Origin of the sequence: Alicyclobacillus acidocaldarius subsp. acidocaldarius DSM 446 (assembly GCF_000024285.1) — a bacterium.
In the GTDB taxonomy this organism is placed as follows: Bacteria; Bacillota; Bacilli; order Alicyclobacillales; family Alicyclobacillaceae; genus Alicyclobacillus; species Alicyclobacillus acidocaldarius.
The window spans coordinates 1431843-1445447 of record NC_013205.1 but is presented as its reverse complement, the minus strand read 5'-3'; the positions used below and the strand labels follow the sequence as shown (position 1 = coordinate 1445447).

Genomic DNA, 13605 nt, shown 5'->3' with positions numbered 1-13605 from the left:
CGATCGCCTCATTCGGACAGCCATGTCCTCAACAAGCTCGCGAAGTCGTCCGGTCGATGTTGCGCCAGCTGAATGAGTTGATTGCGAAGGACCTCTTCCTGAGTCAGCGGCAACTCTTCGAGCGGTTGCTCGAAGGTCTCTCCGGCTGGGATTTCGATCACCTCACCAGCAGGCTGCCGGCGGCGCCGGAAGACCAGATAACCCGCCACAACCAAGGCCCCGAGGAGAAGCCCTCCGAGCGCATACACCCACGTCCGCGCGCCGGGCGCCGCAGGGACCGCCTGCATCGGGTTGGCGAACGGGACAGCCGAGACGCTCACGACATTCTTGCCCTGGGAAGGCGTGGTCCCCAGCACGCTTTGCACAAAGTTGCGTATCTGCGCCTCGACGGCCGGCGTGATGTTCTTGTCGTTGCTGTTCAACAGCACACCGACCGAGTAGCCCAAGACCTGCATCGGATCCACGGTCGTCTGCTGATTTTGATAGCTGTACGCGTAGTTGGTGATGGTGTTGGACGTCGTGGAGTTCGTCACCGCGCCGCCCGCAGCCGCATAGGTGCTGTTCAGGTTGGGATTGCTGCCCGCCTGACCCGCGGCTCCCCCAGGCGAACCGCTCGACGACTGTGATTTCTGCACCTCTTGGCTCGTGATGAATCCTGTGTTCGACCCCGGAGCGTTGATCAGCGTGTGCGTCGTGGTCTGCGTCTGGTTGAACGTCACGTTCGCGTGCACCACAACGACTGCGTTCTCGGCGCCCACAATCTGCTGCAACCCGGAGATGAGGGTCTGCTGCAGATCGTTTTCGAGCTTTTCTCGCATCGCGAGTTCGGACGATGCCGCGCCCACGGCGCTCGAGGAACCGCCTTGGGCCACGTCGCTCGAGAGCACATTGCCGTACTGGTCCACGACCGTCACGTTGCCGACCGTGAGCCCCGGCACGGAGTGGGCCACGAGCTGTTGAATGCCATACACCTGCGCGGAGGACAGCTGCACACCCGGGCCGAGATCGACGAAGACCGAAGCCTTGGCATCGGTCGTCGGCTGTGTCACGAACAACTGTTGCTGCGGCATGACGATATGCACTTGCGCGGATTCGACGCCGTTGATGTCGCTGATGGTCGTCGACAGACTCTGTTGAAGCGCGTTCAGCACCTGCAGGTTGAACTCATCCTGCGTCTCGCCGAGCGAGGTCGTGACGCCCGAATACGCGTCGTAACCGCTTTGGGGCAGTCCCGCCATCGCCAGTTGGATGCGCGCCTCGTCCGCGTATCGCGCGGGAACCAGCACCGCCGTACCTTGAATCTCGTTCGGTATTTTCAAGGTGTCCAGCTCTTGCTGAACCTGGCCAAGGGACTTGTCATCCAAGCCCTCCATGATGGTCACGTAGTGCGGCCGCGTCGCCGCAAACACCACCACCAGAAGGGCCGCCAAAAGCGCAGCCGCGGCGATGATCACATTGCGGCGCGATCGCGCTGGAAGCCCCGCCCATTTCCCCCGAGCCTGGGTCCAGATGTTTCGCAGGGCTTCGTTCAACGCATCTCACCCTATCCCCCTTGTGATGGGCTAAATCTGCATGTTCATCAAAGTAGTGTACGCCTGCTGCACGCGAGTGGCGGTCTGCGACAGAAGGTCCACTGCGAGCGAAGCCTGCGTCTCGGCGATCATGAGATCCGCCGTGGACACCGGGCCGCCGCTCGCGTATTCCACCGCTAAGTTGTCGGCGCGAGCCGCCACCTGGTTGACCTCGTCGAGGGCCTTTCCGAGGTAGTCTGAGAAACTCATGCCCCCGGAGGAGCCGCTCACCGCGGGCGTCGCGACGCTCAGACCGCTCGTCAGGGCCGATGACACCGGAACGACCATACCCCATTCACCTCACTTGCCAATTCCAAGCGCCGTCACGGCCATCTGCTTGGCCGCGTCAAAGGCAGTGGCGTTCGCCTGATAGGCCCGCGTCGCCTGAATCAGGTCGACCATCTGCGTGGTCAGGTTGACGTTCGAGGTCTCCACGTACCCGTTGACGGCATCGGGATTGGACGGATCGTAGATCAGCTGGAACGGACTCGTGTCCTGCGTGATGCTCGTCACCTCGACGCCTCCGCCAATCCCCTGGACGGCCTGCCCAAGCGCGGTCTGAAAGGAGACGTCATTTTCCACTGGCGCAAAGTTGACGATCTCGGCGCGATAAGGCCCCCCCTGCGGGGTGCGCGTGGTATTCACGTTCGCGATATTGTTGGCGATCACGTTCAGCCACAGTTGGTTCGCCGCGAGCCCGCTCGCCGAGATGTTCATGCTGGTGTTGTCAAACATGCACCTCAGCTCCCCATGATGGCCGTGCGCAGCCGGTCCAGTCGATCCGAGATGTCCTGCACCAGGGTGTCGTACCTCACCTGATTTTCGGCCATCAACACCATTTCTTCCGTGATGTCCACGTTGTTGCCATTGCTGTTCACGGTTGTGGACGTATCGGTGTACACCTCAGGGATGACATTCGGCAACGCGCTCAGGTCGTAACTTGGCCGTTGCGCCCCAATGGGGATCTGCGCTTCGCCGAGAGCGTTGCTGTCTCCACTCCCGAGGGCGCTTTGAAGCAGCGTCTCAAACGCTACATCCTGGCGCTTATACCCGGGTGTGCCGGCGTTCGCGATGTTGTTCGCGTACACCGCCTGGCGGAGCGTCGATGCGTCGAGAGCGCTCTGCAACAATTCGAAAACCGTCATGGCCCGGTGCTCTCCCCCGACAAAATTCGACGAAGTTCAGGTCGAAACTACAAATTCGTCGAATCCGAGCGGAATCCTGCTCAGGGCAGTTAAGTTTTTCTTATGAATCGAGCCCAGAGGTCCGTCAGCGGTTGCGGAACCACCAAAAACAAAAAAAGGATGACCCTCGGAACCGGGTCATCCGCCGTGGCGCCCTTGCGCCTCAAAGAATGAACTGACTCAGATCTCGATTTTGCACGATATCGCCGAGCTTTTCGTCCACATACGCCCTTGTGATCTTGATTTCGCCGAGGTGAATCTCTGGGGCCTCAAACGACAGGTCCTCGAGCACCTTCTCCACCAGCGTGTGCAGGCGGCGGGCGCCGATATTCTCGGTCTCCTCATTGACCTTCTGCGCCATCTCCGCGATCCGCTCGATGGCCTCGTCGGTAAACTCGACGCGAATCCCTTCCGTTTCGAGGAGCGCGGTGTACTGCTTGATGAGCGAATTCTCGGGTTCTCGCAAGATGCGGACGAAGTCGTCCTTGGTCAAAGGCTCGAGCTCCACCCGAATGGGGAAGCGGCCCTGAAGCTCGGGAATGAGATCGGAAGGCTTCGCCACATGGAAAGCGCCCGCGCCAATGAACAGCATGTAATCCGTCTTCACCGCGCCGTACTTGGTCGAAACCGTCGAACCTTCGACAATCGGCAGGATGTCTCGCTGCACGCCTTCGCGCGATACGTCTGGTCCGTGCGTTTCGCGGCCCGCGATTTTGTCCATCTCGTCGATGAAAATGATCCCATGATTTTCCGCTCGGTAGATAGCCTCGGCCGTCACCGCATCCATATCGATCAGCTTCTGCGCCTCTTCCTGGGTGAGCACCTTGCGAGCCTCTCGAACGGTCATCTTCCGCTTCTTCGTGGATTTCGGCAGCAGGTTGCCGAGCATCTCCTGCAGATTGCCGAGGCTTTCCGCGCCCATGCCCGGGATGAACCCGAGCGCCATGGGACCCGCCTGCTCCTCGACGTCGACCTCCACGTAGTGATCCTCGAGCGCCCCCATGAGAAGTTTCTGCTTGACGCGGCGGCGCTCCTCCCGCACCTGGTCCGACGACGGCTCCTGTGGGCGATCCGCCGCAAATCCCCCGCTGAACAGCATTTCGAGCGGATTCCGCGCGCGCGATCTCGCCCCTGGATCCGGCACCAGCGCTTCGACAATGCGGTCGTTCGCGCGAGCTTCCGCCTCACTCTTCACGCGCTCGGCGTGTTCCGCCTTGACCATTCGCACCGCCGTCTCCACGAGGTCCCGAACCATGGATTCCACGTCCCGGCCGACGTAGCCCACCTCGGTGAACTTGGTGGCCTCCACTTTGATGAAAGGCGCGCCCACGAGCTTGCTCAGCCTGCGCGCGATCTCCGTCTTGCCCACACCCGTGGGCCCGATCATGAGGATGTTCTTCGGCGTCACCTCGGCCTGCATCTCCGGCGACAGCTTCGAACGGCGATACCGGTTTCTCAGCGCAATGGCGACAGCTCGCTTGGCCTTCTTCTGACCCACAATGTACCGATCGAGGTACTCGACGATTTCCCTTGGCGTCAACTCTCGCTCACTGGGCATGAGCCATCCCCCTATACCCCAACGGTCTCCAGGACAATTTGGTCGTTCGTGTACACACAAATTTCGGACGCGATGATCAGGGCCTGCTTGGCGATCTCGGCAGGCTCGAGTTGTGTATTCCGAGCCAACGCGCGTCCCGCCGCGAGCGCGTATCCTCCCCCGGATCCGATGGCGCAGATGCCGTCGTCAGGCTGAATCACCTCGCCGCCCCCCGACACGATGAGGAGATCCCGCGCATCCATGACGACGAGCATCGCTTCGAGCTTCTGGAGAATCTTGTCGGATCGCCATGCCTTCGCGAGTTCCACAGCCGCCCTTGGAAGGTTTCCTTGGAATTCCTCCAATTTCTTTTCAAACCTCTCAAACAGCGTGAAGGCATCCGCGACCGATCCCGCGAATCCGGCCACCACGCGGTCATGATAGAGCCTTCTCACCTTGCGGGCGCTGTGCTTCATGACCATGCTGTTCCCGAATGTCACCTGGCCATCGCCGGCCATCGCGCCGCGCCCGTCGCGCAGCATGGCAAAAATCGTCGTACCGTGCATCTCATACCCCATCTTCGCTCGACTCCCGTCCCTGTGTGCCTCGACGTGCGCGGGGATGCGCCGCGTAGTACGCCCGAGCCAATTGCTCGCGGCTCGTGTGCGTGTAAATCTGTGTGCTCGACAGGCTCGCGTGCCCCAACAGCTCCTGGACGCTTCGGAGGTCCGCCCCTCCGTTCAGCATGTGCGTCGCGAACGAATGCCGAAGGCCATGCACGTGGATGGAGCGAAGTCCGGGGACTTCCTGAATCCGACGCTCCAACACGCGCCGCACGCTTCGGTCGGTCAGGCGGCCGCCGCGGCGATTGATGAACACCGCCGAGCAACGTGCCATCCGATCGCGGAGCGGAAGATAGCGCCGAAGTGCATCGACGGCCCGCCGTCCTACCATCACGTACCGCTCGCGCCCGCCTTTGCCCAGAACGCGCGCAAACCCCGCCGAAAGGTCGAGATCGCCTATGTCCAAGTGCACACATTCGCTCACGCGCACGCCCGTTGCATAGAGAAATTCCAACAGCGCCCGATCTCGCAGGGCCACAAAATCGTCGCCCCCGACGTGATCGATGAGCGCCGCCACCTCTTCCTCGTGCAGATAGCGCGGAAGTCGCCGGTCTCGCTTCGGAAGACGAACGTTTTTAGCCATCACCTGCCGGACCCAGCCCCGCTCCGCGCAGAACCGCAAGAACGTCCGGAGACACGAGAGCCGCCTCGCTACGCTGGACTTCGCGGCCCCTTTCGCCAGCAAGTCGCTCGCGTGCATCCGCACATCGCGCGTCGAGAGCGCGTCTAGATCATAGACGCCGCGATCGTCGAGCCACTGGCGGAAAGCCTCGAGATCCTGCCCGTAACTGCGCACGGTCCGCGGGCTGAAGCGAAGTGCAGCATCGTCCAAAAAAACTTTGACCGCATCTCCGACGGATTGCGTCACACCCGCTCCAACTCCCTCATGAAAGCCTGGAGATCCTCGAGCGCTCGCGCCGCATACCGCTCGTAGCGAGCCTTTTTGTCCTTGACCGGCGGGTCGAGCGGCGGAAAGATGCCAAAAGTTGCGTTCATGGGTTGAAACCCTTGCGGCGAGGCATGCGTGATGTAATGCGCCAGGCTGCCCATCGATGTGGTCGGAGGGAATACGAGCGCGTCCTGGCCGGCCGCCACGCGAGCCGCGTTGATGCCCGCGATGAGACCCGAGGCCGCGGATTCCACGTACCCTTCGACGCCCGTCATCTGGCCGGCAAAAAACAGCGTCGGACGCGCCTTCGCCTGATACGTGGGCAGAAGCGCAACTGGGCTGTTGATATACGTATTCCGGTGCATGACCCCGTATCGCACAAATTCGGCCTGTTCAAGCCCAGGGATCATCCGGAACACGCGCTTCTGCTCGCCCCACTTCAGGTGCGTTTGAAAGCCCACCATGTTGTACAGCGTGGCGGCCGCGTTGTCCTGTCGGAGCTGAACGACCGCGAACGGACGCCTACCGGTCCTCGGGTCGCGAAGACCCACGGGCTTCATGGGGCCGAAAAGCAGCGTTTGCTTTCCGCGCTTCGCCAACGCCTCGATGGGCATGCAGCCCTCAAAATACCGTTCCTCTTCGAAGTCCTTCAGTTCCGCGCACTCCGCGTGGACGAGCGCGTCATAGAACGCCTCGAACTCCTCCTCGGTCATCGGACAGTTGATGTACGCCGCATCCCCCTGATCATATCTCGACTGAAAGAAGACCTTCGACATGTCGATGGATTCCTTGGTGACAATCGGCGCCGCGGCGTCGTAAAAATAGAGATCGCCGTGCCCCACCAGGCGGCGGATGTCTTCCGACAGCGCCGGAGATGTGAGAGGCCCGGTCGCGACCACCGTGACGCCGTCCTTCGGGATCTCGGTGACTTCCTCGCGAACCACCGTGATGTTCGGATGCTGTGAGACGAGTTCCGTGACCCGCTGCGAAAAGCCGTCGCGATCGACGGCAAGCGCGTTGCCTGCAGGGACTGCGTGGGCGTCCGCGGCCCGCATGATCACCGAATCGAGCCTGCGCATCTCCTCCTTCAGCAACCCCACCGCGTTCGTGATACTGTTGGACCGCAACGAGTTGGTGCACACCAGCTCCGCGAACCGATCGGTGTGATGGGCAGGCGTCATCTGAACCGGCCGCATCTCATACAGCGTCACCTTGGCGCCCCGATTCGCAGCCTGCCACGCTGCCTCCGATCCCGCGAGTCCTGCGCCGATGACCGTGACATGAGCCATGTCGTCACCCCCTCATTTCGCCTGTGCCTCGGTTGCCACCATCGGGTGAGCTTTTTCGTTGCTGCACACCACAACCGTCTTTCCTTTTCCGCCTTTTTCAATCATCGGGTGTCCGCAGACCGGGCACGTCTGACCCGTCGGGCGCTGCCAAAGCACGTAGTCACACTCGGGATACCCGCTGCACCCGTAAAACACTTTCCTCGATTTCCCTTTTCGTTCCACAAGCGGTTTGCCGCACTTCGGGCACGAGACCGGGATCTCCTTCAAGATGGGTTTCGTGTTTCGGCACTCCGGGAACCCCGGACACGCGAGAAACTTCCCGTACCTGCCCGTCTTGTACACCATGAGGCGGCCGCACTTTTCACAGCGGACGTCGGACACCTCGTCCTTCAATTCGACGTGCCCCAGGGCGCTTTCCGCCTTCTTTAAATCCTTCTCAAAGTCATGATAAAACTGATCGAGCAGCTCGATCCAGTTCGCGTTGCCCTCCTCGACTTTGTCCAATCGGCTCTCCATGTCGGCGGTGAAGGACACGTCGATGAGCTGGGGGAAATGTTCCTTGAGAATGTTCACCACGATTTCCCCGAGTTCGGTGGGGACAAACCGCTTCTGATCGAGCGTCACGTATCCGCGCTTCAACAGGATGTCGATGGTAGGCGCGTACGTGCTCGGCCGACCAATCCCGAGTTCTTCCATCGCCTTCACGAGCGTCGACTCGGTGTAGCGCGGCGGCGGCTGGGTAAAATGCTGCTCCGGTTTCCAGGTCTTCACCTGGACCACATCGCCCTCTTGCAGGGGGGGAAGCAGCTTCCCTTCCTCTTCATCGGCGTCGTCGTCGCGGCCCTCCGTGTAGAGCGCCATGAATCCGGGGAACCGGACGACTGATCCCGTCGCGCGAAACCACGCGCCATTCGCCTCGAGGTCGACCGATGTGGTGTCGAGGACGGCCGACTCCATCTGGCTCGCGACGAATCGCTCCCAGATCAGCTTGTAGAGGCGATACTGATCGCGCGACAAGTGATCCTTCAGTCGATCCGGATGTCGCATCACCGACGTGGGCCGAATCGCCTCGTGCGCGTCTTGGGCATCCTCGTTTTTCGCGTATTGCCGCGGCCGATCCGGCACGTAGTCCTCGCCAAACGATTGCCGAATGTAGGCCCTCGCTTCCTCCTGCGCGGATTGCGCGATGCGTGTCGAATCCGTTCGCATGTAGGTGATGAGACCGACCGTGCCTTCACCCGGCACGTCGAGACCTTCGTACAACTGCTGCGCAATTTGCATGGTTTTGTACGCCCGAAACCCGAGTTTTCGGGCCGCCTCCTGTTGAAGACTGCTCGTCGTGAACGGCGCAGCGGGGTTTCGCTTCCGCTCGGATTTCTTGACCCGGCGCACGACCAACGAGTGGCCTTCCACACGGGACAGAAGTTCGCGCACGGCAGCCTCGTTTGGAAGCGGTGTCTTTTCCTCGCCGTAGCCATAAAAGCGAGCCACGAGCTTCTTCCCGTGCACCTGGCCATGGGCGTCGACGGTCCAGTACTCCTCAGGTTGAAACGTTCGGATTTCGTTTTCGCGATCGACGATGAGCCTCAGTGCGACCGACTGCACGCGGCCAGCCGACAAGCCCTTTTTTACCTTTCGCCACAGCAAGGGACTCAGCTTGTAGCCCACGAGGCGGTCCAAGATGCGCCGCGTCTGCTGCGCGTTCACGAGATCCAGATTGATTTTCCTCGGATGTTGAAACGCCTGTTTGACCGCATCCTTCGTGATCTCGTGAAACACGACGCGACAGTCATCGTCAGGATTGAGATCGAGCAGATGCTGCAGGTGCCAGGCGATGGCTTCGCCTTCGCGGTCAGGGTCTGCCGCGAGGTAGACCTTCTTCGCCTTCTTGCTCGCCTCGCGGAGCGCCTTGATGACGTCGCCCTTCCCGCGGATCGTGATATATTTCGGTTCAAAACCATGTTCCACGTCGACGCCGAGTTGGCTCTTGGGCAGGTCTCGCACGTGGCCCATGGAGGCTTTCACCGTGTACTTGCTCCCCAGATACTTCCCAATCGTCTTCGCCTTGGCGGGCGACTCGACGATGACCAGATAGTCTGACACGCCACGATCCTCCATTCGTCGCAGCCTTGGCAAACCCTGTCCTTGGTTCAAACCATATTATCACCGCGATCCTTTCGTTTGCAAACGGTGGACGCGCCGTTCCTCATCGCGCGGCTTCGAGCGCACGCGATTCCATCAGTGACAGATGGAGCGAAAGTTCCAGTTGTGCTGCACACTTGGTGAATGGTAACGTGAAGGCAGAGGCGGATCGCGCCGTCCATCCGTTGGCAAGGTGGTTCATATCCTTATGAAAATAGGTACGCACCATGGAAAGTTCCATGCCGATGAAGTGTTCGCCGTCGCGATACTGAGAAAACTATATCCAGACGCCCGCATCGTACGCACGAGAAACAAGTCCGTGCTGGCGCAATGCGATCTCGTCGTCGACGTCGGCGGAGGCCCGTACGATCACCACAGCGTGCAAAAGGTACACCGCCCGAACGGAATCCCCTATGCCGCGGCCGGCCTCATCTGGCGGGATTTCGGCGACCGGTTTCTGGAGGCACTCGGTGTGGAGCGGGAAGAGGATCGAGCGCTGGTGTCCAGCAACATCGACGACAAGCTCTTTCAGGCCATCGACGCGATCGACAACGGGATCGACCTGGAGCGGGACATGCGAATCAAGGGAATCTCGGAGCTCGTCGGCTCCTTCAACCCCCCGTGGAACTCGCAGGAGGACGAAAACCGAGCATTCGAGCGAGCTTTGGACTTTGCCACGCAGATTCTGATGAACTACGCGAACCACGAGATCAGCCGGCTTCAGGCGACGGAAATCGTGAAGGCGGCCTATGCGGCTCGCAAGGAGCCCGCGCTTTTGGTCTTGCCGACCTGCTGCCCGTGGACGGAAACGCTGCTCGAAATTGACCCGGCTGGCGAAGTGCTCTATGTAGCATTTCCGGATAAGACAGGTCAATATCGCCTTCAGGTTGTTCCCAAAGGCCCCGGGACATTCGAAGCGCGAAAACCTTTGCCGAGCGAATGGGCGGGAAAGGAAGGTGAAGAGCTCGTTTCCATCTGCGGGGTAGAAGATGCGGTATTTTGCCATCCCGCGCGATTCATCGCAGGTGCAGAGAGTTTGGACGGCATCCTGCAGATGGCGGAAGAAGCGTTGGCGGCCGAACCGTCCAATCCGTGATGCCGCGGATGCAGATCAACGCAAAAGCAAGAGCCAGAGTTCGGCGCTGAACCGACTCTGGCTCTTTCGGCGACTGTGCCCATCCACTCACTTCGCAAAGACGAGGTGACCAATCTCGGCAACCACAGGCTGCTGCCAAACCCAGCTGCCGGAAGGTGTTTCGGAAGGATTGTAGAACACCAACGCCCCCGGCACCACATCGTCACCCTTCAAGACGTCGAGCGCAGCCTGCACATTCTGCGCGTCGGGCTGCGAATCGATGTAGCCGTTCGCGACGCTTTCGAACTGGTAGTGACCGTCGCTCACTTGAAACACGACCTGCTGCACCGTGCTCCCGTATCCACCCGCGGCAATTCGATGCATGATCACGTCGCCGACGGCGATCTGAGCCTGAAGCGGCTCTCCCCCGGCTTCCGCGTGGATGACGTGCTCCAACCAGTAGAGGTCGCTACCTGTGGCGGGAATGGATGCGGCAACATGGGCCTGTGCGGCGTGCGAAGGCTGAGACAGGCCAACCGGTACGCGGACCGTGGACCCAATCTGCAGATTGAGGGGATTAGCGGCAGGATTGGCGGCTAACATCTCGCTGGTCGAAACGCCAAATCGCTTTCCGATGAGGAACAGCGTGTCTCCGGGCTTTACCGTAACGTCTTCCACCTCGGGAATGCGTATGGAGCTGCCAATCGGCAAATTCAGCGGATTGACGTTCGGGTTTGCGGACTCCACAAGCTGCACAGGCAGGCCGTGCGAATGAGCGATGGTCCACAGAGACTGCCCCGGCTCGACGGTGATGGTCTCCGCAAAGGCGTTCGACACGCCGAGTGCGACTGTCAGGGCCATGGCGCATCCTGCGACACACCACGATCGAAACTGCATGTCATCCATCCTCTCGTTTACGCCTCCGAGGTTAGTTGTCGGGTTCGGGTAACGAGTCCCCTTCGCGCCACACGGCGCGATTCACCCCAAGGCCAAAGGCCTTCAGTCCCCCGTACGCGCACATGCGCGATTCGGCAAAGTCTTGGACGACGACCATCATATCAACCCGTGCGCCGGGGGAAAACCCAAACTTGTTGACATCGCAGGTGGCTTCTAACCGATTGACCTACTCCGTTCCACGCATCGTGATGGGCGAGATCACGACCAGCGTGCCATATCCCGTAAGTTCCCAGACGCGCTTCGCGGCTTGAATCGGAAGCTCCACGCAGCCTGCGCTCTGCGGCTGGCCGTACGTTCGGCGCTGAAAGCCGTGGATGGCCTGTTCGCCATAGAAGAAGCTCACATAGGGCACGCGCTCCACTCGATAGGGGCGGCCACTTGGGCCGATGCCCTGCATGGTCTGTTCTCGGTTGCGCAAGAAGATGGCGTGAACCCCCGGTTGGGTCGGGGCGGCCGGCACGCCTGTGCTGCACGCCGTTTGAAAGATCACGCCACGGCCATCTTCCCATACGCGAAGCTGTTGCGGGATGGACTGATCAACCATCACCAAGCGATACGGCTGAGTCGCCGTGAGATGAAGCGCCAGTGCGATCTCGAGCGTCCGACGAACGCGAGGGCCGGTGTAGCCATCCACTCGAAGGCCGTGATCGGCCTCAAATCGCATCACCGCGCCCTTCGTGATCTCCGTGTACTGGTCCGGATTCCACGCCCGTTCAAGTTCAGGAGGGACGTCGGGCGAATTCCAAGTCCAATAGCCTAGCGGAGCGTGCTCCCAATTCTGAGCATACAGGCGATCCGTCGGTATGACCGCGTGATACCTGCACGGAAGGTAACCAAGTTCTGCGAGGACGACGTGCAAGGCCCAAATGGGCTCGCCGCGATCGCCCAGCGTCCACACCGAGGACTCCGAAATGCCGGCGAATTCTGGCATCCCTGGCTGAGCCTCGTTCATCAAGTTGAGCGTGGCGCCCTCGCAGCGAGGTTCGGACACCCACAGGCTCAAGAGGGCCGATGTGCTCACGACGAAGATGCGAGCCAGATCCACGCGTGCACTGCGATGACCCCTCATCCCCAGCAGCCTCCCATCTTCCTTATGTAGGATGGACGATGGGATGCACAAGGAGTATTCCATTCATTGGTTTAGCGAGAACATTCCGCTGCGTTCGGCCGAATGTGATACGTTCCATCCGGGTGCCGTGTGACCATGCATGCGAGTTCCATCTCCAGCAGCGCGCCGAACACATACCCGAGGTCGAGATCGGCGACGGCGGCGAGCTCTCCTGCGCGGATGGGCTGATGCCGCGCGAGCGCCCGATAGCACGGCTCGAGGTGAGCGGGGATTTTCCATGAACCTGCGATCTCGACGTCCGCCGGCTCAGGAAATAGGTCGTTTGGGTCGACGAGCGGGATGGCACCATCGAAGAGCAGGCGGTTGACGCCCCGACTGGCCCGCGACGTGATGGGGCCAGGAACGGCATACACGTCGCGCCCCAGATCGAGCGCGCATTGCGCCGTGATCAGCGCACCGCTTCTGTCACCCGCCTGCACGACGATCACCGCCTCGCTCAACGCCGCAATCAACCGGTTGCGCTCAGGAAAGTGATGTTTGCGGACGGGCGTGCCGGGTGGGTACTCGCTGACGAGCGTCCCCGTGGACGCGATTTGATCGTAGAGCCGCCGATTCGAAGGCGGATAGCATCGATCGATGCCACATCCCAACACAGCGACGGTATCACCCCCCATCTCGAGAGTCGCGGCATGCGCAGTCGCGTCGACGCCCATGGCGAGGCCCGACACGATCACCGCGTCCCGTCGCGCAATCTCCCCTGCGATCCAACGCGCCGCTTCCATGCCGTAACTGGTCATCCGCCGCGTCCCGACGATTCCGAACGTGGCTCGTTGAGGAGCGAGGAGATCCTTCCGCCCCTGCACGAACACAACCATCGGGGGATCCGGAAGGTCCGACAAACGGCTTGGATAATCCTCCGCGCCGCGCGCGAGCACGAAAATGCCGCGATGTTCCAACTGTAACTTGAGCCGATCCGCCGACGGCTCAGCTCGGCGCCAAGCGTCCATCCGACTCGCCTGCGCCGCATCCACGCCTCCATACGCCGTCCAGTCTGCCACCCGCGCCTCGTGAAACGGCCGAATGCCGCCGAATGCGCGCACCAGGCGCCGCAAGGTGCTAGGCGCGAGCCCCGGACACAGCGACCACACGATGGCCAGTTCCGCGTCGCCCAACAGCTATCCCTCCACGCCGTTTTGGGCATCGTAACCCGCGTTTGCTCGATTCGTCCATGACGTGAGCGAAAAAAAGAGTTCGCTTGGCGAAGCAAGC

At 61.1% G+C, this 13605-nt stretch carries 13 protein-coding genes and 1 riboswitch; of the genes, 1 reads left to right on the top strand and 12 read right to left on the bottom strand.

Going from position 1 to position 13605, the window contains the following annotated elements; genetic code table 11:
* Positions 1-8 precede the first annotated feature (8 nt).
* The 9 genes from fliF to topA all read right to left on the bottom strand — a co-directional run bounded on the left by fliF (position 9) and on the right by topA (position 9196).
* Entirely contained in the window at positions 9-1532 is a 1524-nt protein-coding gene (gene fliF, locus AACI_RS06890; protein WP_012810742.1) for a flagellar basal-body MS-ring/collar protein FliF, read from the bottom strand.
* Positions 1533-1562: 30 nt separating this feature from the next.
* Entirely contained in the window at positions 1563-1859 is a 297-nt protein-coding gene (locus tag AACI_RS06885) for a flagellar hook-basal body complex protein FliE (protein ID WP_008336486.1), read from the bottom strand.
* 12 nt (positions 1860-1871) lie between these two features.
* A complete protein-coding gene (gene flgC / locus AACI_RS06880; protein WP_012810741.1) occupies positions 1872-2306 on the bottom strand; it encodes a flagellar basal body rod protein FlgC in 435 nt (144 codons plus the stop codon).
* A gap of 5 nt (positions 2307-2311) precedes the next feature.
* Complete coding sequence (gene flgB, locus AACI_RS06875; RefSeq protein WP_012810740.1) at positions 2312-2716, bottom strand: flagellar basal body rod protein FlgB; 405 nt, start codon at positions 2714-2716, stop codon at positions 2312-2314.
* Between the two features lie 202 nt (positions 2717-2918).
* Positions 2919-4313: an ATP-dependent protease ATPase subunit HslU gene (hslU, locus tag AACI_RS06870; protein ID WP_012810739.1), complete on the bottom strand. Its 1395-nt coding sequence runs from the start codon at positions 4311-4313 to the stop codon at positions 2919-2921.
* Between the two features lie 11 nt (positions 4314-4324).
* Positions 4325-4870: an ATP-dependent protease subunit HslV gene (gene hslV, locus AACI_RS06865; protein WP_012810738.1), complete on the bottom strand. Its 546-nt coding sequence runs from the start codon at positions 4868-4870 to the stop codon at positions 4325-4327.
* Positions 4860-5783 (bottom strand): tyrosine recombinase XerC, encoded by a 924-nt coding sequence (locus AACI_RS06860; RefSeq protein WP_012810737.1) that lies wholly within the window; start codon positions 5781-5783, stop codon positions 4860-4862. Before AACI_RS06860 ends, hslV begins: the two co-directional genes overlap by 11 nt.
* Positions 5780-7093, bottom strand: a complete 1314-nt coding sequence (gene trmFO, locus AACI_RS06855; protein WP_012810736.1) for a methylenetetrahydrofolate--tRNA-(uracil(54)-C(5))-methyltransferase (FADH(2)-oxidizing) TrmFO — start codon at positions 7091-7093, stop codon at positions 5780-5782. The genes AACI_RS06860 and trmFO overlap by 4 nt, the downstream gene beginning before the upstream one ends.
* Positions 7094-7105: 12 nt before the next feature.
* Positions 7106-9196 (bottom strand): type I DNA topoisomerase, encoded by a 2091-nt coding sequence (gene topA / locus AACI_RS06850; protein WP_012810735.1) that lies wholly within the window; start codon positions 9194-9196, stop codon positions 7106-7108.
* A 247-nt stretch (positions 9197-9443) separates the two neighbouring features.
* Here topA and AACI_RS06845 point away from each other — a divergent pair, with 247 nt between their 5' ends.
* Positions 9444-10331 carry an MYG1 family protein gene (locus tag AACI_RS06845; protein ID WP_012810734.1) on the top strand — a complete coding sequence of 296 codons (888 nt, stop codon included), beginning with the start codon at positions 9444-9446 and terminating at the stop codon, positions 10329-10331.
* Positions 10332-10418: 87 nt separating this feature from the next.
* Here AACI_RS06845 and AACI_RS06840 read toward each other — a convergent pair whose 3' ends face one another.
* The 3 genes from AACI_RS06840 to dprA form a co-directional block, all read right to left on the bottom strand.
* Positions 10419-11207, bottom strand: a complete 789-nt coding sequence (locus AACI_RS06840) for a cell wall hydrolase (RefSeq protein ID WP_012810733.1) — start codon at positions 11205-11207, stop codon at positions 10419-10421.
* 5 nt (positions 11208-11212) lie between these two features.
* Positions 11213-11354: riboswitch (cyclic di-AMP (ydaO/yuaA leader) on the bottom strand.
* A 79-nt stretch (positions 11355-11433) separates the two neighbouring features.
* The gene (locus AACI_RS06835) at positions 11434-12336 is read right to left on the bottom strand and encodes a L,D-transpeptidase family protein (RefSeq protein ID WP_012810732.1); all 903 of its coding nucleotides are present in this window, start codon (positions 12334-12336) and stop codon (positions 11434-11436) included.
* A 71-nt stretch (positions 12337-12407) separates the two neighbouring features.
* A complete protein-coding gene (dprA, locus tag AACI_RS06830; RefSeq protein ID WP_012810731.1) occupies positions 12408-13508 on the bottom strand; it encodes a DNA-processing protein DprA in 1101 nt (366 codons plus the stop codon).
* Positions 13509-13605: the final 97 nt, after the last annotated feature.

What these genes read in the sequence shown, in the direction of transcription:
- AACI_RS06885 (WP_008336486.1), bottom strand. Translation starts at nt 1,859, where the DNA reads ATGGTCGTTCCGGTGTCATCGGCCCTGACGAGCGGTCTGAGCGTCGCG.
- flgC (WP_012810741.1), bottom strand. Translation starts at nt 2,306, where the DNA reads ATGTTTGACAACACCAGCATGAACATCTCGGCGAGCGGGCTCGCGGCG.
- flgB (WP_012810740.1), bottom strand. Translation starts at nt 2,716, where the DNA reads ATGACGGTTTTCGAATTGTTGCAGAGCGCTCTCGACGCATCGACGCTC.
- hslU (WP_012810739.1), bottom strand. Translation starts at nt 4,313, where the DNA reads ATGCCCAGTGAGCGAGAGTTGACGCCAAGGGAAATCGTCGAGTACCTC.
- hslV (WP_012810738.1), bottom strand. Translation starts at nt 4,870, where the DNA reads ATGGGGTATGAGATGCACGGTACGACGATTTTTGCCATGCTGCGCGAC.
- trmFO (WP_012810736.1), bottom strand. Translation starts at nt 7,093, where the DNA reads ATGGCTCATGTCACGGTCATCGGCGCAGGACTCGCGGGATCGGAGGCA.
- AACI_RS06845 (WP_012810734.1), top strand. Translation starts at nt 9,444, where the DNA reads ATGAAAATAGGTACGCACCATGGAAAGTTCCATGCCGATGAAGTGTTC.
- AACI_RS06840 (WP_012810733.1), bottom strand. Translation starts at nt 11,207, where the DNA reads ATGCAGTTTCGATCGTGGTGTGTCGCAGGATGCGCCATGGCCCTGACA.
- AACI_RS06835 (WP_012810732.1), bottom strand. Translation starts at nt 12,336, where the DNA reads ATGAGGGGTCATCGCAGTGCACGCGTGGATCTGGCTCGCATCTTCGTC.